Genomic DNA, 18,942 nt, shown 5'->3' with positions numbered 1-18,942 from the left:
CAGGTACGTTGCCGTGACCGCACGGACACATCCTCCGCCAGAGTGCAGGCCGGACACTGGAGAACGACAGCCATGGACACGTCACGCCGCATCCTGCTCGCCGGACTGACGGGACTCGCCGTTGCGCCGAGCGTCGCAGCAGCCGCCCCCTCGGCCGCGTCCGACGACGTGACGGTCGCCGAAGAGCGCTTTGCGCGCATGATCGCGGCTGCGCATGCGCCCGAAATCACCTGCGCGTGGCAGGCGGAGCGTTATGCGGATTCGCATTGGCCAAGCTACGTCGCGGCGGCGCGTTCCGTCATCGAGGCGAGAGCGTGAGGCATTCTCTTTCCTCTCCCATTGCGGGAGGCGGCAGCACCAGGTGCTTCACGTTCCCACCGCCCGCCTGACCTGCTCACCGATCTGCGACAGCACGAGCTGCGCCTGCGGCAGAATTGCGCCCATGGCGTGGAAATTGTGGACCATGCCCTCGTGGCAGACGTGCTCGACCGCGACACCTGCGGCGAGCAGCTTGCGGGCATAGGCATTGCCCTCGTCGCGCATCGGGTCGAACTCGGCGGTGTGGATGATGGCGGTCGGCAGGCCCGCAAGCCGTGTCCCGCGCAGGGGCGAGATGCGGGGATCGGCAGCGTCCAACGCCTCGGGCAGATAGTCGGCGAGATCGGCTTCGATCGTGACGCGGTCGATCAGGTGGCCCTCGGCGAATGCTTGCCGCGAAGGCGAGGCCTCCTCGAAATCCAGCACCGGGCAGATCAGGCATTGCGCGACGATGGAAAGGCCTGCGGTCTGCGCCGCCTCCTGACACACGATCGCGGCGAGCGTTGCACCGGCGGAATCGCCGCCGAGCACCAGACGCCCGGCGTCGATGCCGAGCGATGCGGCCTCGCGCGCGACCCATTCCGTGGCGGCGATCGCATCGTCCACGGCGGCGGGGAATTTGTGCTCGGGCGCCAGCCGGTAGTCGACCGAGATGAGGCGGCAACCGGTCGCATGTGCCAACGCTGCCGCGATGCGGTCATGCGTAGCGATGCTGCCGGCAACCAGCCCGCCGCCGTGAAAGAACACGAAGCCGGGCGCGCGATCATCGGCACCTGCCGGTGAATAGAGGCGATAGGGCAGCGCACCGCCGGGACCAGGCAGCACGCCGTCGGACGTCGCCACGTCAGGCGCATCGGCGCGCGCGAACTGCATCAGCTTTGCCAATGACTGGCGCCGCGCTTCCACGCTGGGCCGGCTCCGTGCCTGCGGCGCAGCCGCAGCCATCATGGTCAACAAACGCTTTGCGAGCGGATCGAGCGGCATGGTGCTTCCTTTCCCCTCCCGGGAGGGTAACTCACCATTTTCCCGCAGGGAATCATTTAGAAATTACGCTCAATAGTGGCGCTATAGTGCGGCACCACGCCAAGGGGAGAGGCCGGTCATGGCCGAGATCAAAAAGCCCATCGCCTATTCGCCGAGCTGGACCTTCTTCGAGGGCAAATGGCATGACGGCAATGTGCCGATCATGGGCCCGCGCACGCATGCGGCCTGGCTCGGCTCGGTCGTGTTCGACGGCGCGCGTGCGTTCGAAGGCGTCGCGCCCGATCTCGACCGCCACGTCGCCCGCGCCAATCAATCCGCGATCAACTTTGGGCTGAAGCCGGTGGTCGACACCGGAACCTGGATGACACTCGCAAACGAGGGCATCGCGCGCTTCGCGCCAAATGCCGAGCTCTACGTCCGTCCGATGTACTGGGCGCGGAACGGATCGGGCGGCGGCGTGCTGTTCGATCCCGAGACCACCGATTGGTGCCTGTGCATCTACGAGGCGCCGATGCCGAAGCCCGTCGGCAACGCGATCACGCTGTCGCCGTTCCGCAGGCCCACCGCCGAATGCGCGCCGGTCGAGGCCAAGGCCGCCTGTCTCTATCCAAACAATTCGCGCGCGCTTGCCGAGGCGGCCTCGCGCGGCTTCCAGAACGCGCTGATGCTCGACATGCTCGGCAACGTCGCGGAGTTCGGCAATTCCAACGTGTTCATGGCCAGGGACGGCGTGGTCTACACACCGGTGCCGAACGGCACCTTCCTCAACGGCATCACCCGCCAGCGCGTCATCAGCCTGCTTCGCGCCGACGGCGTCAACGTGGTCGAGAAGACGCTGCGTTACGCCGACTTCCTCGCCGCCGACGAGATCTTCTCTACTGGCAATTTTGCGAAGGTCGCGCCGGTAATCCGCATCGACGATCGCGAGCTGAAGCCGGGCCCGCTCTACACCCGCGCGCGCAAGCTCTATTGGGACTTTGCCCATGCGGTGAAGCTGGCGGCTTGATTCGCGCTGCCGCCGTCGTCCTGGCGAAAGCCAGGACCCATTACCCCAGAGAGCAGTTTGGCGAAGATTCGTCGTTCGGTACGTCTAGCGCCCACAATCGATAAATCACGCGGTTTGGGTCCTGGCTTTCGCCAGGACGACATCGTGGTGGTTCGTGAGCAACGCGAACGGCCGTGGTGCGCGGGGCGCGCCTTATGACGAGACCTACTCGTCCTTCTTCGACATCCGCTCGAGGCGTTCCTGCATGTCCTTCATCTGCTGGCGCAGATCGTCGATGTTGCTGTCCTTCGGGGCTTCGGCGGTCGGCTCGGGCGCCGGCTCCGCGGAGCCCGCGGGGCGGGCCGCACCGGGCGCGAAAGGCTTGAACATCGAGAAGGTCTGCTGGAACAGCTCCATGTTGCGGCGGACCTGTTCCTCCAGCGGCGCAAACGGGGTTCCGGACAGCGAGGTGGCGATCTGCTTGCGGAACTTCTCCTGCTCCTGCGTGAGCGACGCGATGGCCTGCTCCAGATATTTCGGCACCACCATCTGCATGCTGTCGCCGTAGAAGCGGATCAGCTGGCGCAAGAAGGTGGTCGGGAGCAGGTTCTGGCCGGCCTTGTTCTCCTGCTCGAAGATGATCTGGGCAAGCACGGAGCGGGTGATGTCGTCGCCGGTCTTGGCGTCGTAGACCAGGAAATCTTCGCCGTCCTTGACCATGGAGGCGAGGTCTTCCAGCGTCACGTAAGTGCTCGTCCCGGTGTTATAGAGCCGGCGGTTCGCGTATTTCTTGATTGTGGTGGGTTGGTCTGATTTCGCCATGGGCTCTCACTTGCAAGACGCGGAGAACGGGAACCTGACGGGCTATGCCGCAGGGCGGGAAGAGTACGCAACGCAACAAAATAAGCATTTTCAAAGGGGTCACGCTACCGTTTTGTGCGCCACGGTTAATCGGGCAGCAAAAACGTGCTTGCGAAAGCGCCAAGAACGCTATTTTGAATGCGCTGCGGGATGAATTCGGCCGCCGGCCGATTGACATGCCTCAACGACGTTAACAGGATGCCGTCCGAGACTGGCGAGCCGTTTCCCCAGCCCCGTCTGCCCCCATACAACCCAGGAGATGCCCATGTCAGACGATGTCGTCATCGTCAGCGCCGCCCGCACCCCGGTCGGAAGCTTCAACGGAGCGTTCGCAACCCTTCCCGCCCATGATCTCGGCGCCATTGCCATCAAGGCCGCGCTGGAGCGCGGCGGCATCGAGCCCGGCCGGGTCTCCGAAGTCATCATGGGCCAGATCCTGACCGCCGCCCAAGGCCAGAACCCGGCCCGTCAGGCTTCGATCAATGCCGGCATTCCGGTCGAGAGCCCGGCCTGGGGCGTCAACCAGCTCTGCGGTTCGGGCCTGCGCACCGTTGCGCTCGGCTATCAGGCGCTGCTCAACGGCGATTCCGAGATCGTGGTCGCCGGCGGCCAGGAATCCATGAGCATGGCTCCGCACGCCCAGTATCTGCGCGGCGGCGTCAAGATGGGTGCTGTCGAATTCATCGACACCATGATCAAGGACGGTCTGTGGGACGCCTTCAACGGCTATCACATGGGCAACACCGCCGAGAACGTCGCGCGGCAGTGGCAGATCACCCGCGCCCAGCAGGACGAGTTCGCGGTCGCCTCGCAGCAGAAGGCGGAAGCTGCGCAGAAGGCCGGTAAATTCAACGACGAAATCGTTCCCGTCACCATCAAGGGACGCAAGGGCGATGTCGTCGTCAGCGCCGACGAATATCCGCGCCATGGCGCAACGGTCGACGCGATGGCGAAGCTTCGCCCCGCCTTCGAGAAGGACGGCACGGTCACCGCGGGCTCTGCTTCTGGCATCAATGACGGCGCTGCCGCCGTGGTGCTGATGACGGCCAGGCAGGCCGCCAAGGAAGGCAAGAAGCCGCTCGCGCGCATCGTGTCCTGGGCGCAGGCGGGCGTCGATCCGAAGATCATGGGCTCGGGCCCGATCCCGGCCTCGCGCGCCGCGCTGAAGAAGGCTGGCTGGAACGTCGGCGATCTCGACCTGATCGAGGCCAACGAAGCCTTCGCGGCGCAGGCCTGTGCCGTCAACAAGGACCTCGGCTGGGATACCTCCAAGGTCAACGTCAACGGCGGCGCGATCGCGATCGGCCATCCGGTCGGTGCCTCCGGCGCGCGCGTGCTGGTGACGCTGCTGCACGAGATGCAGAAGCGGGATTCGAAGAAGGGCCTCGCCACGCTGTGCATCGGCGGCGGCATGGGAATCGCGATGTGTGTGGCGCGCGACTGAGAATAGTTGACGCGTCATTTGTGCGTGCGCTGCACACGTGACTGAGTGCGTTGCACGCGATTAAAAAGGCAGCCGTTGCAAATCAAATATTCTTCGCAACCGTACAAGCCTCGACTAAAGAGAAACGCCCGGCTCGACGCCGGGCGTTTTGTTCTTGATGTCCGTCAAACCAACCGCATAATCCACCGTTAAAAACGATCACACAGAAACGTCCGAAGAGTCCAAGGGAAGGAAATACGATATGGCACGTGTTGCATTGGTGACGGGTGGTACGCGGGGCATCGGAGCTGCGATCAGCAAGGCGCTGAAGGCGGCCGGCTACAAGGTGGCGGCGAGCTATGCCGGCAACGACGCGGCGGCGGAGACGTTCAAGGCCGAGACCGGCATCGCCGTCTACAAATGGGACGTCAGCAGTTTCGATGCCTGCGCCGAGGGCGTGAAGAAGGTCGAGGCCGAGGTCGGCCCGATCGACGTGCTCGTCAACAATGCCGGCATCACCAAGGACGGCGCCTTCCACAAGATGAGCCTCGAGCAATGGAGCGCCGTGATCGGCACCAATCTCGGCTCGCTGTTCAACATGTCGCGCCAGGTCATCGAGGGCATGCGCGGACGCAAGTTCGGCCGCATCATCAACATCTCCTCGATCAACGGGCAGAAGGGCCAGTTCGGTCAGGTGAACTATTCCGCGGCCAAGGCCGGCGAGATCGGCTTCACCAAGGCGCTCGCGCTGGAGAATGCCAAGGCCGGTGTGACCGTCAATGCGATCTGCCCCGGCTATATCAACACCGAGATGGTGCAGGCGGTGCCGAAGGACGTGCTGGAAAAGGCCATCTTGCCGCTGATCCCAATCGGCCGTCTCGGTGAGCCCGAGGAAATCGCGCGCGCAGTCGTGTTCCTTGCCGCCGATGAGGCCGGTGCCATCACCGGCTCGACGCTGACCGTCAACGGCGGCCAATACATGGTGTGATGCGCAGGCATCACGTTCGATCGTAAAGCCAACGACTCGTCATGCCCGGGCTTGTCCCGGGCATCCACGGCCTTACAACAACCGTCGCCACAAAAGAATGTGGATGGCCGGGACATAGGCGATCGGAAGCAACGCCGTCCTTCAGACGGCTCTGCCCGGCCATGACGAGAGTATTTGGCCAAATGACTCCCCGCACCGCGACGCTGATCGGATTGACGGCGATCCTGATGTGGTCGCTGCTGTCGATGATGACGGTGGCGACCGGAAAGATCCCGGCCTTCCAGCTGGCCGCGATGACGTTCGCCATCGGCGGTCTGGTCGGCCTGCTCACCTGGATCGGCCGCGGCGAGGCGACCAAGAGCCTGCGTCAGCCGCTGGCCGTGTGGGCCGTCGGCGTCGGCGGACTGTTCGGCTATCATGCGCTGTATTTCCTCGCGCTGCGTTTTGCGCCGCCGGCTGAAGCCGGCCTGCTGAATTATCTGTGGCCGCTCCTGATCGTGCTGTTCTCGTCGTTTCTGCCGGGCGAGCGACTTGCCGTGCATCACGTCGTCGGCGCCGTGCTCGGCCTCGTCGGCACCGTGCTGCTGTTCGCCGGGAACACCTCCGGCTTCACGCAGGGACAATTGCCGGGATTGGCCGCGGCCTTCATCGCAGCCTTCGTGTGGGCGATCTATTCGGTATTGTCGCGGCGATTGAAGGCGGTGCCGACGGATGCGGTCGCGGGATTCTGCCTCGCCACCGCGATGCTCGCCGCGCTGATGCATGGACTGCTTGAAACCACGGTGTGGCCGGACACGAGCTTGCAATGGCTCTCCGTCATCGCGCTCGGCATCGGTCCCGTCGGTGCTGCGTTCTACGCCTGGGACATCGGCATGAAGCGCGGCGACATCCGCGTGCTCGGCGCCGCGTCGTACGCGACGCCGCTGCTCTCGACCGGCTTCCTCATCGCCGCCGGATTCGCTAATGCCAGCGCCAATATCGCCGTCGCCGCGATCCTGATCGCCAGCGGCGGCCTGATCGCCGCGAAGGACATGGTGCTGCGGAAGCGATAGCGTCATTGCCGGCGCAAGCCGGAGCGACGGTGCCTTAAGGCTCCCAACCCTTCGGCGCGAGTTCGAACTTGGCGAACTCGAATGCTGGCGCCACGGTGCAGCCGACCAGGGTCCACTCGCCGGTGGTCTCCGCCGTCTGCCACGCATCCGCCGGCACGATCGCCTGTGGCCGCTCGCCGTTCAACAGATCCGTGCCGAGCCGCACCTCGTGCTGGGAGCAGCCGTCATGGGCGATGCGCAGCATCAGCGGGCTGCCGGCGTAATAGTGCCAGCTCTCGACCGCATCGATGCGATGCCAGTGCGAGCGCTCGCCGCGCGCAAGCAGGAAATAGATCAGGGTCGAACGCGCGCGGCCGTTGGCGTCCGTGGTCTGGTCGCGAAACGTCTCGCGGTAATGTCCGCCCTCGGGATGCGGGCGGAGTTCGAGGCGCGCGATGATCTCGGCTGCGGTCGGCATCGATTCCCGTCAGGATTTGCTTTTCAAGATTTGATCTTCAGGACTTGTTCTTGCGCTCGCGCAGCTCGCCGAACACCGCGGTGGCATCCGCGCCCTTCATGTGCAGCCTGGCTGCGACCGAGGGTTCGTCGGCGCGCAGGAACACGTTTGTCCGCTTCTCGTCACCAAGTAGCGAGGGAATGGTCGGCTTGTTCTCGGCCCGCAACCTCGCGACCTCCGCCGCGCGCGCCTGCAGCGCCGCATTGTCGGGGTCGACGGTCAGTGCGAACTTGACGTTGGACGCCGTGTATTCATGGCCGCAATAGAGCTTGAAGTCGTCGGGCAGGGCACGCAGCTTCAGAAGCGAATCCCACATCATCGGATAGGTGCCCTCGAACACGCGGCCGCAGCCGATCGAGAACAGCGTGTCGGCGGCGAACAGCGCTTTCTCGGTGTCGAACACGTAGGAGATGTGGTCGAGCGTGTGGCCGGGCGTCTCCAGTACGCGCCCCAGCAAGCTGCCGACCTTGACGATTTCGGCATTGGCGACGCGCAGGTCGACGTCTGCGATTTTGGTCGTCTTGTCATGCGGCGCGACGACGCGGCAATTGTATTTCTGCTTGAGTTCGGCGACCCCGCCGACATGATCGCCATGATGATGGGTGATCAGGATATCGGTGAGCTGCCAGCCCTCGCGCTCGAGCGCCTTCACGATGGGGCCGGCCTCCGGCGCGTCGATCGACGCGGTCGCCTTGGTGTCCACATCGTGGATCAGATAACCGAAATTGTCGTTTAAACAGGTGAAAGTACGAATTTCGGCGGCCATGTCATCTCCATCGCGCTCAGCACCGTCAGACAAATATGGCGTTAACGTTGCGCAGGCAATGCAATATTCCGCGCGCGGGGGCCACCTCGTGCATGTTACATTGCGGTCATGACCATTGATGTCGTCGACCTCCGCGAGTTCTACTCCCGTCGCCTCGGGATTGTGGCGCGGCAAATGATCAATCGCGGCATTCGGGAGCGCTGGCCGCGCGTCGATGGCCAGCGGGTGCTCGGCTTCGGCTATCCCACGCCCTATCTCGGGTTGTTCCGCGAGGACGCGGAGCGCTGCATCGCCTTCATGCCGTCGGCCCAAGGCGTCCTGAAATGGCCGACGGGACGGCCGGCGCTCGCCTCGCTGGTGGATGAGTTCTCGCTGCCGCTTCCCGACGCCGCGGTCGATCGCATCCTGCTGGTCCACGCACTGGAAATGTCGGACGATCCGGCCGCGCTGCTCCGTGAGGCATGGCGTGTGCTGTCGCCGTCCGGTCGCGTGATTGCAGTCATCCCGAACCGGCGCGGGGTGTGGACCCGCACCGACAGCACGCCGTTCGGTCACGGCCGGCCCTATTCGCGCTCGCAGATCACCGACCTGTTGCGCCAGACCTGGTTCACCCCGACCGCCTGGGGCGAGGCGCTGTTCATGCCGCCCTATGCCGGCGGCTGGGTGCTGAAATCCGCACAGATGTGGGAGCGCGCCGGCGCGGCGCTGTCGCTGCCCTTTGCCGGCGTGCACATCGTCGAGGCGACCAAGCAGGTCTACCGCGCGATCCCCGCCAAGCGCGAGCGGGCGCGGCTGATTCCCTCGCTGGCGAAGCCGGTGCTGGTACCGTCCTCGACGACGGCGACGCGCAGCTAAAAACAAATCGTCCCGGACATGCCGGGACGATTCAATTCAGATCAGGATTTGGCGCAGGATGTCCGGCGAAAGGTTTACTCGCCGGGGGCCACTTCGTCGCTCGAGGCAGCCGGAGCGGCTTCGCGCTCGGGGCGCGGGCCATTCGGCCGGCGGCGCCGCCGCGGAAAGCGCTCGCCACCACCACCCTCGAAGCCGGCCTGGCCGGGCGCGCCGCCGCTCACCTGCGGCTGCGGGCCGGTGATGAAGGAGGGCAGACGATCGACGCTGACCGCGTCGGCGACGACGGGCTGGGGCTGGTTCAGCGGCAGCGGCTGCGGCTGGGGCTGATATTGCGGCTGCGGACGATGGTCGCGTTCGCGATGCTCGCGCGGCTGCTGGTTGTCGCGCTGATAGTGGTTGTCGCGGGGCTGATGATCACGCGGCTGATGATCGCGCTGGCCGTCGCGGTCGCGCGTGAAGGGCTGCGGTGGCGGCTGTGGGACAAAACCCGGCTCCTGGCCGAAGTTCGAGAAATTCTCGCCGTCGTCCTCGCCGTCGTCGCCGCTGCTGTTGCTGATGGGCTCGTCGCCGCGCGGCTGCTGGTTCTGCCGGAACTGTTCCTGAGCCGTCGCGATCAGGCGAAAGTAATGCTCGGCATGCTGGTAGTAGTTCTCGGCCGCAACGGGGTCTCCGGAGGAGCGCGCGTCGCGCGCGAGTTGGAGATACTTTTCAGCAATATGCGAAGCCGTGCCGCGGATCTTGATGTCGGGTCCGTTGGACTCGTAGACCCGGGTCATCGGGTTCTGGCCGCGCCGGTTATTATTGTTGTTATTGTTATTATTATTGTTGCGGTTGCGCATCCGCTGCTTGTTCTGACCGTTTCTCATGTCCTGCCTTTAATTCCAGCCCTAAAGGTTGCACGCATTACTGATTGCCGAGAGTGACCTGATGACAGCGGTTCACATCGCTTGCGCGCAACCGCACGCAAGAGCGGATTGATCCCTGCCGATGTTCGTCGACCGTCGCGTTCAACAAAAGACGCGTTCCCCACCGCCAGCATCCATCGCCAGCGAACCCATTCATATCGCCTGCCGAAACAAGCCCTGCTTTGTTGCGTAAGTCTTCAAGCGCAATATCAGGCTTTCGTTCACGTTGCGGTCGGTAAGCAGCGCAGCTCAAAAGGCCATCGCGCTCAACAGGACCTGCGGCTTGGAACCATTATCAGTAAGCTCTCGCCCGAGAGCCCGGCTTTCGCCCGTAGGTCTACGGGGCCGGCACCGATGTGTTGATCGGAAGGTAGTCGTTCCCAAGGGATATTCCAAGAGGTTTTTTGCAGCCCAATCCGGCTTTTATGGGGGCATTTTTCGGGCCGAAACCGCCCGTGGGATGCCCGCCAGATCTGCCTTGGGCGACCTGTCCACGACCAACGCGGCAGCAATCATCAAGGTTTCAATATTTCGGGCCTGACCCTGTCCGGCCTCGACGATCAGTGCTCCGCCGGGGGCGAGACGTTCAGCCGCCTGCGGGATCAGGGCGCGATAGGCGTTGTAACCATCATTGCCGCCGTCGAGCGCCAGATGCGGATCGTGCTCGCGCACCTCGACGCTCAGTTTCGGAATTTCGGCCGACGGGATGTAAGGCGGGTTCGACACGACGAGGTCGAACGGGCCGCTGAGCGCGGCTGCGTAGGAGCAGGCGACGAAGCTGGCGCGGTCGGGGAGGCCCAGAGCCGCGGCGTTGTCTCTGGCGGTCTTGAGCGCGGTCAGACTGAGATCGGTGCCGACGCCGACGGCGCCGGGAATTTCGTGCAGCAGCGCGAGCAGGATGGCGCCGGAGCCGGTGCCGATATCGGCGATGCGCGGGCGATGGAGGGCTTGCCGCTCGCGAAAGATTTCGAGTGCCAGTTCGACCACCGTCTCGGTATCGGGGCGCGGCACCAGCGTCGCCTCGGATAGCTGGAACGGCAGGCCCCAGAATTCCCGGGCGCCGAGAATGCGGGCGACCGGCTCATGCGCGAGCCGGCGTTGCGCATATGCTTCGAGCCGCGCAGCCTCTTCAGGTGCGAGTTGCCGGGCCGCCTGCGTCACCATGCCGGTCAGATCAAGCCTTAGCGCAGCCCCGACGAGCAGGCGCGCATCGAGGGCGGGCTGCTCGATGCCGGCCGATTGCAGCCGTGCCGCAAGCGCGCGCCGCGCACTCTCGATGCTATGTCCGGGATCGAAATCTGTCGCCAATGGAACCATCCTGCCTGGCATCGTGGATAGATCGGCTGGCTTGCTTGCGTCAACGGAAAGGAGCGCGTCAGATCCCGCCTCGCAAACGAAGGAGGGTCCATGACGCCCTACGACGATCAGAACGTCTTCGCAAAGATCCTGCGTGGCGAGATCCCCTGCTTCGAGGTTTTCCGGGACGACCACAGCCTCGCCTTCCTCGATATCATGCCGCGCTCGCCCGGGCACACGCTGGTCGTTCCCCGGGCGCCGGCACGTGGCATCCTCGACGTCGCGGATGACGACCTCGCCGCGGTCGCCCGAACCGCCAAGCGCATCGCGATTGCCGCGATCAAGGCGTTCGACGCGGAGGGCATCATCCTTCAGCAGTTCAGCGAGCCCGCCAGCGGTCAGGTGGTCTTTCATCTGCACATGCACGTCATGCCGGTGAGGGCCGGAATCGAGCTGCTACCGGCGCAGACACGCAAGGAGGACATGGTGGTGCTCGCCGCTCACGCCAGGCGAATGATCGCCGCTCTCTAGACGCCGAGATAGCGCTGGAGCAGCTCCGGCTGGGCCTTGAGCTCCCGCGCCGGCCCCTCGTGCACGATGTGTCCGTTGTTGATGATGTAGATCCGCGTCGCCAGCGCCAGCGTCGCCGCCAAATTCTGCTCGACCAGCACGATGGTCTGGCCGGCGGCGGCGAGCTCGCGGCAGGCCTTGACGAGATCGTGGACGATGACGGGCGCGAGCCCCTCGAACGGCTCGTCCAGCAGCACGATCTTGGGATCGCGCACCAGCGCACGTGCGATCGCGAGCATCTGCTGCTCGCCGCCGGAGAGCTCGGTGCCGCGGTTGTTGCGCCGCTCCTTCAGCCGCGGAAACATCTCGTAGATGCGGTCGAGCGGCCAGCGTTTGGGCGCCGTGATCCCGGCGAGCAGGATATTCTCTTCCACCGACAGGCTGCCGAAAATGCGGCGCTCCTCGTGCACGAGCTGCATGCCGGCTTGCGCGATTCTGTGGCTCTTGCGCCCGGCGATATCGATGCCGTCGAATTTCACGCTGCCGCTCCGCGGCGTCACGACACCCATCAGGCTCTTCAGCGTGGTGCTCTTGCCAGCGCCATTGCGGCCGAGCAGCGCCACCACCTCGTGACGCGCGACGTGCATGGCGACGTCGAACAGGATGTGGGAGTCTCCGTAATAGCTGTTCAGGCCGTTGACCTCGATCAGGCTCATGCCGCGATCTCTCCGTGCACGCCGCCGAGATAGGCTTCTTGGACGGCGGCGTTGGCCTTGATTTCCTCCGGCGTGCCGGAGACCAGCACCCGGCCTTCCTGGAGCACGGTGACGCGCTCGACCAACTCGAACAGCGAATCCATGTCGTGGTCGATGATGATCATGGTACGGCCGCGCGCGATCGACTTGAGCAGCTTGACGGTCTCGACACGCTCTCGCGGGCTCATGCCGGCGAGCGGCTCGTCAAGCAGCAGCAGGCGCGGCGACGTGGCGAGCGCAAGCCCGATTTCCAGCCTGCGCTTCTCGCCATACGCAAGCTCGGACACGGGCGTGTCGGCACGACGAGCCAGGTTCACCAAAGCGAGCGTGTGCGCCACCTGCTCCGTCAGGCCCTTGACGCCGGCGAGCGTGCGGAACAGGTCGAGCCGGAATTTCCCGCGCAGCTCGGCCAGCGCGGCGATCGTTAGGTTCTCCCGCACCGTCAGCCCCGTGAAGAGCTGGTTGACCTGGTAGCTTTTGGTCAGTCCGAGCTGGCAAACCTCGGTGACCTTCAATCCCGTGATGTCGCGCCCCTCGAACACGATCTGACCAGAGCTCGGCGCGATCTCGCAGGTCAGCATCTTGAAGAAGGTCGACTTGCCGGCACCATTGGGGCCGATGATCCCGCGCAATTCGCCCTGGTTGACGCTGAAATCGATGTCGCTGTTGGCGATGAGCCCGCCATAGCGCTTGGTGAGGCCGGTGGCTTTGAGGATCGGTCCGGAATAGACGGGATGCGCGACCTCCTTCGCCTGCATTGGCGCGGGCGGGAGTTGCTGCGCGGCCTCGCCGTCAGCGGCTTCCTGCTCCATCTCCGCATCCGTCTGCTTTCGCTTTCCCGAGACGAGGCGGTAGAGATCGGCAAGACCGCCGATGATGCCGCCGCGCAGGAAGCAGACCAGCAGTACGAACACGACGCCCAGCACCAGCTTCCAGGCCGCGCCGAGGCCCAGCGCGGACTGGAGGAAGTCCTGAAGGAAGAGCCAAACGGTTGCGCCGACCAGCGGTCCGAACAGCGTGCCCCTGCCGCCGATGGCCGTCTGCATCACGAGCTGGCCCGAGGTGTCGAAGGTGAAGGCGTCGGGCGGCATGAAGGCTTGGAGCACGCCGAGCAGTCCGCCGGCGAAGCCCGCGTAAGCGGCTGCGATCACGAAAGCGGTCAGCTTGTAGCCATGGATGTTGTGGCCGACGGCCGTGGCGCGCAGCGGATTGTCGCGGATCGCACTCAGAATCGCGCCGACCGGCGAGCGCACGATCCTGAGGGCGATGACGACGCCGACGAAGTAGCACAGCGCGATGAACTGATAGAGCGACCAGCCATTGGTGAAGTGGATGGAGGTGAAGCCGAGATCGAAGCTCGGCGTCGGTACCCCCGGCAGGCCATTCTCGCCGCCGGTGAAATCGGAAAGTGGATTGAACTCGACGAAGAAGAACACCTCCGCGATCGCCACGGTGATCATCGCGAAATAGATGCCGGTGCGGCGCAATGCGATCAGGCCGATCAGGTAGCCGGTCGCGGCGGCCGCGATCATGCCGATGACCAGCGCGCCCAGCACGTTGCCGAAGCCTGCACGCGTCAGAAGGTAGGCGGCGACGAAGCCGCCGGTGCCGTAGAAGGCGGACTGACCGAACGAGAGCAGGCCGGTGAAACCGAACAGGATGTCAAAGCCGAGCCCGAACAGGCCCCAGACCAGGATCCTGTTCACGGTGTTCGGCGCGAAGCCGAGATGAGGCAGCACGAAGGGGGCTGCGATCAAGCCGATCGCAGTCAGGGCTTCGATCAGGAACGGGCGTTGCTTGAGCATCAGGTGATCGCTTACTCGCGGCCCTGGACGCCGAGCAGGCCATGCGGTCGTACCACGAGCACGAGCGTCATCGCCGCAAACAGCATCACATAGGCATAGCCGGGGTTGAACATGGAGGTGACGCTGATGATCTCGCCGGCGATCAGGCCGCCGAGAATTGCGCCCGGGAACGAACCGACGCCGCCGATCACCACCACCACGAAGGTCTGGACCAGGATGTCGTCACCGATGCCCGGTGTCAGCGAAACCACCGGCGCATTGACGATGCCGGCAAAGCCGGCCGCCATTGCGCCGATGCCGAACACGATCATGAAGACGCGGTAGACGTTGATGCCGAGCGAATCCACCATCACCGAATCCTCGATGCCGGCGCGCACAATCATGCCCAGCCGGGTCCGGTAGAGGACGATGAACAACGCGCCGAGCGCGACCGCGACGATCCCGACCACGGCGAGGCGATAGGTCGGGTAGAACATGAACCCGAGATTGGTGATGCCCTGGAACAGCGCCGGCGGCGGCACCAGCTGCGACTGGCTCGAGAAGATCAGGCGCACGAGCTCGACGAAGCAAATGCCGAGCCCGAAGGTCACGAGCAGCTGATCCTCGTGCGGACGATGATAGAAATGGCGGATGATGACGCGTTCCATGAGAACGCCGAGCAGCATCACGAACAGGGAGCCCGCGATCACCGCGAGGATGAACGACTCCGTGTACTGGTAGGCGACGAAGCCGGCATAGCCGCCGATCATGAACATCGCGCCGTGCGCGAGGTTCAGCACGCCGAGGGTGCCATAGATGATGGTCAGACCGGAGCTGATCAGCGCGAGCAGTGCGCCGAGCGCGAGCCCGTTGAAAAGCTGTGAAACGAGGTTGGGCCAACTTACCATGCGACAATCGCTGTTGTGGCGCGCGAGGGTGCGCGTCAGAAAAAGGTGACGCCGCGGGACCGGAGTGCAGTCCGCGGCGTCAAAGGGGTCAACCAGGTCTCAGCTGTAGTCGCCGAGATGGCAACCGAAGGCGTCCGGCTTCTGCATCAGGCCTTCACCCGGCACGATCTCGACCACGTCGTACCAATCTTCCTTGTTCTTCATGTCCTTCTGCTGCTTGCCCTTGACGATGATCACCGGGCGAACGCACTGATGATCCTCGGGGCGGTAATGCACGTCGCCGACCAGTGATGGGATGGTCTCGCCCTTCTCGTAGGCCTTGATCACGTCGGGCGGACTGAAGCTGCCGGCCTGCTCGCACATGTGCGCCCAATGGGCGAAGCTGACATAGGCGTTCTCGGCGCCCCATTCGGGCTTGTAGCCGTACTTCTTCTCGAAGGCTTCGTTGAACATCTTGGCCAGCGGGAATTTATCTTCGATGGTCCACCAATAGTCGGTGGCGGCGTAGACGCCTTGCATCAGGCCGCCGGTCTCGCGCGCAATGAAAGGTACCTGGTAGGGGACGACCAGCTTCATCTTGTCGAGCACGCCGAACTGCTTGGCCTGCTGGGTCGACAGCACGGCGTCGTGGCCCCAGTTGACGTTGATGAGTACGTCAGCGCCAGAGTTCGCGACGTTCAGCAGGTAAGAGGAATAGTCCGGCGCGCCGAGCGGGGCGACCTGGTTGGTCACGGTGGTCCAGCCGGCGGTCGCCAGGAAATCCTGCATCGACTTCGTGACGGTGTGGCCGTAGGTGTAATCAGGCGTGAGATAGGCGGCCTTCTTGCCCTTGCCGAACTCCCGTACCATCACAGGGCCGATCGCTGCAGCCGCAGTCTGGCCGTAGAAGTTCTGGCGGAAGCCGTAGCGAACGCAGTCCTTGCCGGTGGTGTCGTTCGAGCCCGAAATGCCGCACACGAAAATCACGTGTTCGCGCTGGGCGAGTTTGTTCAGCGCCACCGCAACGGCGCTCGACGTGCCGCCGGTGATCATGATGGCCTTGTTCTCGCTGATGAAGCGCTGCTGCGCCTGCACCGCCTCGTTGGGCTTGGCCGCAGAATCAGCGACGCCGAACTTCAGCTCCTTGCCGAGCACGCCCTTGCTGGTCTTGGGCGATATCTTCTTGATCAGGTCGTGTCCGCTGTTGATGTGCTCGATCGCAAGTTGATAGCCCTTGAGCTCATCTTCACCCTGCACGGCATAGGTACCGGTGCGCGGCACCGAGATGCCGATGAAGGCGGTGGAACCCGAGACCCCCGCGGGGTAGGAGCCGATCGCCGGCTTGTCCTCGGCAAACGCCGGCATCGCCGGCAGCATCGAGCCGCCGATGAGGCCCGCGGTGGTCTGAAGCAGGCCACGGCGCGAGAGGCCGCGGCGGATGAGATTGTCAGTCATGATCGTTTCCTCCGAACATCGTTCTTGTTTGCAGGCAAAGCACGACCTGTCCGGCGGCAGCCGGCCTCGAGGGCCTGCCCGCGCCGGGCACGTCACATCCGCGTGTAGCTCTTGGGCGTAAGCATTGCTTGTGAACGCCTTCTGTCAATTTCGTCTTTGGTCGAACGCCGAAAATTATCTCGTGAAAACATATCGTATCACGATATATGTTAGTCTTTGTGAGTACGAGGCTGGCGGGTTCGGCGAGAGAAATGGCGCGGCAGACGACAGTGGCGGGTACCCGGAAGCGACGGTCGTGGCCGCAAGGTGCGGAGCGGCAGGAGACGGCGTGGCCGGAAGAGGTGAGCGGGCAGCGCGCGACACCGCAGTCCGGCGATCCCTCGCGCATGCCCGATCCGCGCAACTGGCCGGCCGGCCGGCGGGGGCCCGTCGTCGGCCCCGTTCAGGCGAAGCGCGCACCCGGTCCGATGCAGAAGCTGAGCGTGCGCGCCCAGAACGTCCTCAAGGAGCTCGCGGTCGAGCTCACTGCCGAGCAGCCGCCGAAGGGGAACTGGTCGCCCTCGCGCGAATTGCTGCTTGCTCTGACGGCTGAACGCCTCGCCACCGCGCGCAATTGCGGTCCTCACACGATGAGGGAGATCATCGACTGGGCGCAGGGCTGCGGCGTGACCATCAAGCCGGTGATCCCACCCGGCGGCTCGCTGTCGCAGATGTGGGCGGAGATGATTACCAATGCATCCGCGGGTGCCTTGACCAGCGCCGAGATTGCCGGCGCGCTGCAGCGCTCGATCCGGCGGAAAAGCGTTCGCATCCCGATCGCGTTTCAGGTCATCCTGGTGAAGATCCTGCTGTCCAGCTTCGAATAGATCGACGGATAGCTGTGTATCCGGAGTTCCCGCTGGTTGGTCCCCGCGCTGCTGCTTGCTACTTTGGCTGGGCTGCCCGCGTTGCCGAGTGGCACGAACGGAGGGGCGCGGCATGGTTCGGGCGAAGAAGGCGCAGCCGTCCACGGCGGCGAAGCCTGCGGGGCCTTCACGCGGCCACACAATGCGCGACTCCGACTATGCTGGGCTGGCGCAGTTCCGCTACCAGATCCGGAGCTTTCTGGCGTTCAGCGAGGCAGCCGCAGCACAGCAGGGATTGACGCCGACGCAGCATCAGGCGCTGCTTGGGATCAAGGGCTTTGTGCGTCCGGGTCCTGCGACCGTCGGTGATGTCGCGCGATTTCTGCTGATCCGGCATCACTCCGCTGTGGAACTGATCAACCGCCTGGCGAAGCTCGGGCTGGTCAGCCGCATTGCCGACCCTGAAGATGCCAGACGCGTTCATCTCAAGCTGACGAAAAAGGGTGAGCAGAAGCTCCAGGCGCTTTCTCGGAAGAACCTCGAGGAGCTCCGCCGCGCCGCGAGCCCGGCATTGAGCCGGCTCCTGAAGTCGTTCCGCGCCTCCAGCGGGGCCTGACGCGACGTCAGATCCTCACGCCGCGGCGCCTTGGGCGGCGAGCTGCGCGGCCTGGTGCTCGGTGGTCAGCGCGTCGGTCAGTTCGCTCAGCGCTTCGCCCGCCATCACCTGCGGCAGCTTGTAGAGCGTCAAATTGATGCGGTGATCGGTGACGCGTCCCTGCGGAAAATTATAGGTGCGGATGCGCTCGCTGCGGTCGCCGGAACCGACCTTCTCCTTGCGCTCGGCCGAGCGCGCCGCGTCGAGGCGTTGCTGCTCGGCGTCGTAGATGCGTGAACGCAGGATGTTCATGGCGGAAGCGCGATTCTTGTGCTGCGAGCGGCTGTCCTGCATCATCACCACGATGCCGGTCGGGATGTGGGTGATGCGGATCGCCGATTCGGTCTTGTTGACGTGCTGGCCGCCAGCGCCTCCGGCGCGCATCGTCTCGATCCGCAAATCATCGTTCCTGATCTCGACGTCGACCTCCTCGACCTCGGGCATCACGGCGACGGTGGCGGCGGATGTGTGGATGCGCCCTTGCGTCTCGGTGTCCGGCACGCGCTGCACCCTGTGCACGCCGGATTCGAATTTCAGCTTGGAGAACGCGCCGCGGCCCTGCACCTCCGCGATGATTTCCTTGTAGCCGCCGACGCTGCCTTCGCTGGCCGAGATCACCTCGACCTTCCAGCCCTGCAGGGCCGCGAAGCGTTCGTACATCCGGAACAAATCCCCGGCGAACAGCGAAGCCTCGTCGCCGCCGGTGCCGGCGCGGATTTCCAGCACCACGTTGCGGTCGTCCATGGCGTCCTTCGGCAGCAGCGCGACGCGGATTTTCTGGACCAGTTCCTCGATCTTCGGCGTCAGCTCGCCGCGCTCGGCCTCCGCCATGGCGCGCATCTCCGCATCGGTCGCGGGATCGGCGATCAGTGCCTCGGTGTCGGCGAGCTCCTTGACCGCCGAACGATAGGTCTTGACCGCTTCGATCAGCGGCGTGAGCTCGGCGAGTTCACGGGTGATCTGCACATAGCGTTCGGAGGCGAGCTGGCCGAGCGATTCGGCCTCGAGCGAGGCGTGATGCGCGAGCAGGACGTCCAGTTTGGCTTCGGGCAGTGACGACATGGGTTCAGTCTCAAAATGCGGGAAAGGGGCGAAGGCGGCAGGAAGGGGGCGACAGGCCCG

At 64.6% G+C, this 18,942-nt stretch carries 20 protein-coding genes; 9 read left to right on the top strand and 11 right to left on the bottom strand.

The genetic code is table 11. The features are described from left to right. Positions 1-72 precede the first annotated feature (72 nt). The gene (locus AC0L3C_RS20690; RefSeq protein ID WP_473264217.1) at positions 73-318 is read left to right on the top strand and encodes a hypothetical protein; all 246 of its coding nucleotides are present in this window, start codon (positions 73-75) and stop codon (positions 316-318) included. Positions 319-366: 48 nt separating this feature from the next. On the opposite strand, the gene AC0L3C_RS20685 is transcribed toward AC0L3C_RS20690, so the two are convergent. Then, entirely contained in the window at positions 367-1,302 is a 936-nt protein-coding gene (locus AC0L3C_RS20685; RefSeq protein WP_473408840.1) for an alpha/beta hydrolase, read from the bottom strand. A gap of 118 nt (positions 1,303-1,420) precedes the next feature. Between AC0L3C_RS20685 and AC0L3C_RS20680 the strand changes: the two genes are divergently transcribed. Beyond that, entirely contained in the window at positions 1,421-2,308 is an 888-nt protein-coding gene (locus AC0L3C_RS20680) for a branched-chain amino acid aminotransferase (RefSeq protein ID WP_473408839.1), read from the top strand. 204 nt (positions 2,309-2,512) lie between these two features. On the opposite strand, the gene phaR is transcribed toward AC0L3C_RS20680, so the two are convergent. Beyond that, positions 2,513-3,109, bottom strand: a complete 597-nt coding sequence (gene phaR / locus AC0L3C_RS20675) for a polyhydroxyalkanoate synthesis repressor PhaR (protein ID WP_027515118.1) — start codon at positions 3,107-3,109, stop codon at positions 2,513-2,515. 304 nt (positions 3,110-3,413) lie between these two features. Here phaR and AC0L3C_RS20670 point away from each other — a divergent pair, with 304 nt between their 5' ends. The 3 genes from AC0L3C_RS20670 to yddG all read left to right on the top strand — a co-directional run bounded on the left by AC0L3C_RS20670 (position 3,414) and on the right by yddG (position 6,611). After that, on the top strand, positions 3,414-4,592 hold the full coding sequence (locus tag AC0L3C_RS20670; protein WP_275172698.1) for an acetyl-CoA C-acetyltransferase: 1,179 nt from the start codon (positions 3,414-3,416) through the stop codon (positions 4,590-4,592). Between the two features lie 241 nt (positions 4,593-4,833). Continuing rightward, positions 4,834-5,559 carry an acetoacetyl-CoA reductase gene (gene phbB / locus AC0L3C_RS20665; protein WP_473264220.1) on the top strand — a complete coding sequence of 242 codons (726 nt, stop codon included), beginning with the start codon at positions 4,834-4,836 and terminating at the stop codon, positions 5,557-5,559. A 182-nt stretch (positions 5,560-5,741) separates the two neighbouring features. Then, on the top strand, positions 5,742-6,611 hold the full coding sequence (yddG, locus tag AC0L3C_RS20660) for an aromatic amino acid exporter YddG (protein ID WP_473408838.1): 870 nt from the start codon (positions 5,742-5,744) through the stop codon (positions 6,609-6,611). Positions 6,612-6,645: 34 nt separating this feature from the next. Here the strand turns inward: yddG and AC0L3C_RS20655 are convergent, their stop codons facing one another. Together AC0L3C_RS20655 and gloB are read right to left on the bottom strand one after the other, a co-directional pair. Further along, positions 6,646-7,068, bottom strand: coding sequence for a cupin domain-containing protein (locus AC0L3C_RS20655; RefSeq protein WP_473279763.1), 423 nt, complete (start codon positions 7,066-7,068; stop codon positions 6,646-6,648). Between the two features lie 37 nt (positions 7,069-7,105). Continuing rightward, positions 7,106-7,873 carry a hydroxyacylglutathione hydrolase gene (gene gloB, locus AC0L3C_RS20650; protein WP_473264223.1) on the bottom strand — a complete coding sequence of 256 codons (768 nt, stop codon included), beginning with the start codon at positions 7,871-7,873 and terminating at the stop codon, positions 7,106-7,108. A gap of 108 nt (positions 7,874-7,981) precedes the next feature. Here gloB and AC0L3C_RS20645 point away from each other — a divergent pair, with 108 nt between their 5' ends. Beyond that, entirely contained in the window at positions 7,982-8,728 is a 747-nt protein-coding gene (locus AC0L3C_RS20645) for a class I SAM-dependent methyltransferase (protein ID WP_027515124.1), read from the top strand. A 74-nt stretch (positions 8,729-8,802) separates the two neighbouring features. On the opposite strand, the gene AC0L3C_RS20640 is transcribed toward AC0L3C_RS20645, so the two are convergent. Together AC0L3C_RS20640 and prmC are read right to left on the bottom strand one after the other, a co-directional pair. Further along, the gene (locus AC0L3C_RS20640; protein ID WP_473408837.1) at positions 8,803-9,594 is read right to left on the bottom strand and encodes a DUF4167 domain-containing protein; all 792 of its coding nucleotides are present in this window, start codon (positions 9,592-9,594) and stop codon (positions 8,803-8,805) included. 462 nt (positions 9,595-10,056) lie between these two features. Further along, on the bottom strand, positions 10,057-10,950 hold the full coding sequence (gene prmC, locus AC0L3C_RS20635; protein ID WP_473264225.1) for a peptide chain release factor N(5)-glutamine methyltransferase: 894 nt from the start codon (positions 10,948-10,950) through the stop codon (positions 10,057-10,059). A 90-nt stretch (positions 10,951-11,040) separates the two neighbouring features. Here prmC and AC0L3C_RS20630 point away from each other — a divergent pair, with 90 nt between their 5' ends. After that, positions 11,041-11,460, top strand: coding sequence for an HIT family protein (locus tag AC0L3C_RS20630; RefSeq protein WP_473408836.1), 420 nt, complete (start codon positions 11,041-11,043; stop codon positions 11,458-11,460). Here AC0L3C_RS20630 and AC0L3C_RS20625 read toward each other — a convergent pair. The 4 genes from AC0L3C_RS20625 to AC0L3C_RS20610 form a co-directional block, all read right to left on the bottom strand. After that, positions 11,457-12,155, bottom strand: a complete 699-nt coding sequence (locus AC0L3C_RS20625; protein WP_473264227.1) for an ABC transporter ATP-binding protein — start codon at positions 12,153-12,155, stop codon at positions 11,457-11,459. The two genes, AC0L3C_RS20630 and AC0L3C_RS20625, sit on opposite strands and share 4 nt — an antisense overlap. Continuing rightward, positions 12,152-13,999 carry a branched-chain amino acid ABC transporter ATP-binding protein/permease gene (locus AC0L3C_RS20620; protein ID WP_473408835.1) on the bottom strand — a complete coding sequence of 616 codons (1,848 nt, stop codon included), beginning with the start codon at positions 13,997-13,999 and terminating at the stop codon, positions 12,152-12,154. Before AC0L3C_RS20620 ends, AC0L3C_RS20625 begins: the two co-directional genes overlap by 4 nt. 11 nt (positions 14,000-14,010) lie before the next feature. Then, on the bottom strand, positions 14,011-14,886 hold the full coding sequence (locus tag AC0L3C_RS20615; RefSeq protein WP_473408834.1) for a branched-chain amino acid ABC transporter permease: 876 nt from the start codon (positions 14,884-14,886) through the stop codon (positions 14,011-14,013). A 99-nt stretch (positions 14,887-14,985) separates the two neighbouring features. Continuing rightward, the gene (locus AC0L3C_RS20610; protein WP_473279753.1) at positions 14,986-16,320 is read right to left on the bottom strand and encodes a substrate-binding protein; all 1,335 of its coding nucleotides are present in this window, start codon (positions 16,318-16,320) and stop codon (positions 14,986-14,988) included. 251 nt (positions 16,321-16,571) lie between these two features. Between AC0L3C_RS20610 and AC0L3C_RS20605 the strand changes: the two genes are divergently transcribed. Both AC0L3C_RS20605 and AC0L3C_RS20600 read left to right on the top strand, forming a co-directional pair. Next, the gene (locus tag AC0L3C_RS20605; RefSeq protein ID WP_473408833.1) at positions 16,572-17,186 is read left to right on the top strand and encodes a hypothetical protein; all 615 of its coding nucleotides are present in this window, start codon (positions 16,572-16,574) and stop codon (positions 17,184-17,186) included. Positions 17,187-17,298: 112 nt separating this feature from the next. Further along, entirely contained in the window at positions 17,299-17,781 is a 483-nt protein-coding gene (locus tag AC0L3C_RS20600) for a MarR family winged helix-turn-helix transcriptional regulator (protein ID WP_027515133.1), read from the top strand. 15 nt (positions 17,782-17,796) lie between these two features. Here AC0L3C_RS20600 and prfA read toward each other — a convergent pair whose 3' ends face one another. Beyond that, on the bottom strand, positions 17,797-18,882 hold the full coding sequence (gene prfA, locus AC0L3C_RS20595; RefSeq protein WP_473408832.1) for a peptide chain release factor 1: 1,086 nt from the start codon (positions 18,880-18,882) through the stop codon (positions 17,797-17,799). Positions 18,883-18,942: the final 60 nt, after the last annotated feature.

The organism is Bradyrhizobium sp. WSM4872 (assembly GCF_055811715.1).
The sequence above is the reverse complement of the archived record's forward strand: the minus strand, read 5'-3'. Positions and strand labels throughout refer to the sequence as shown.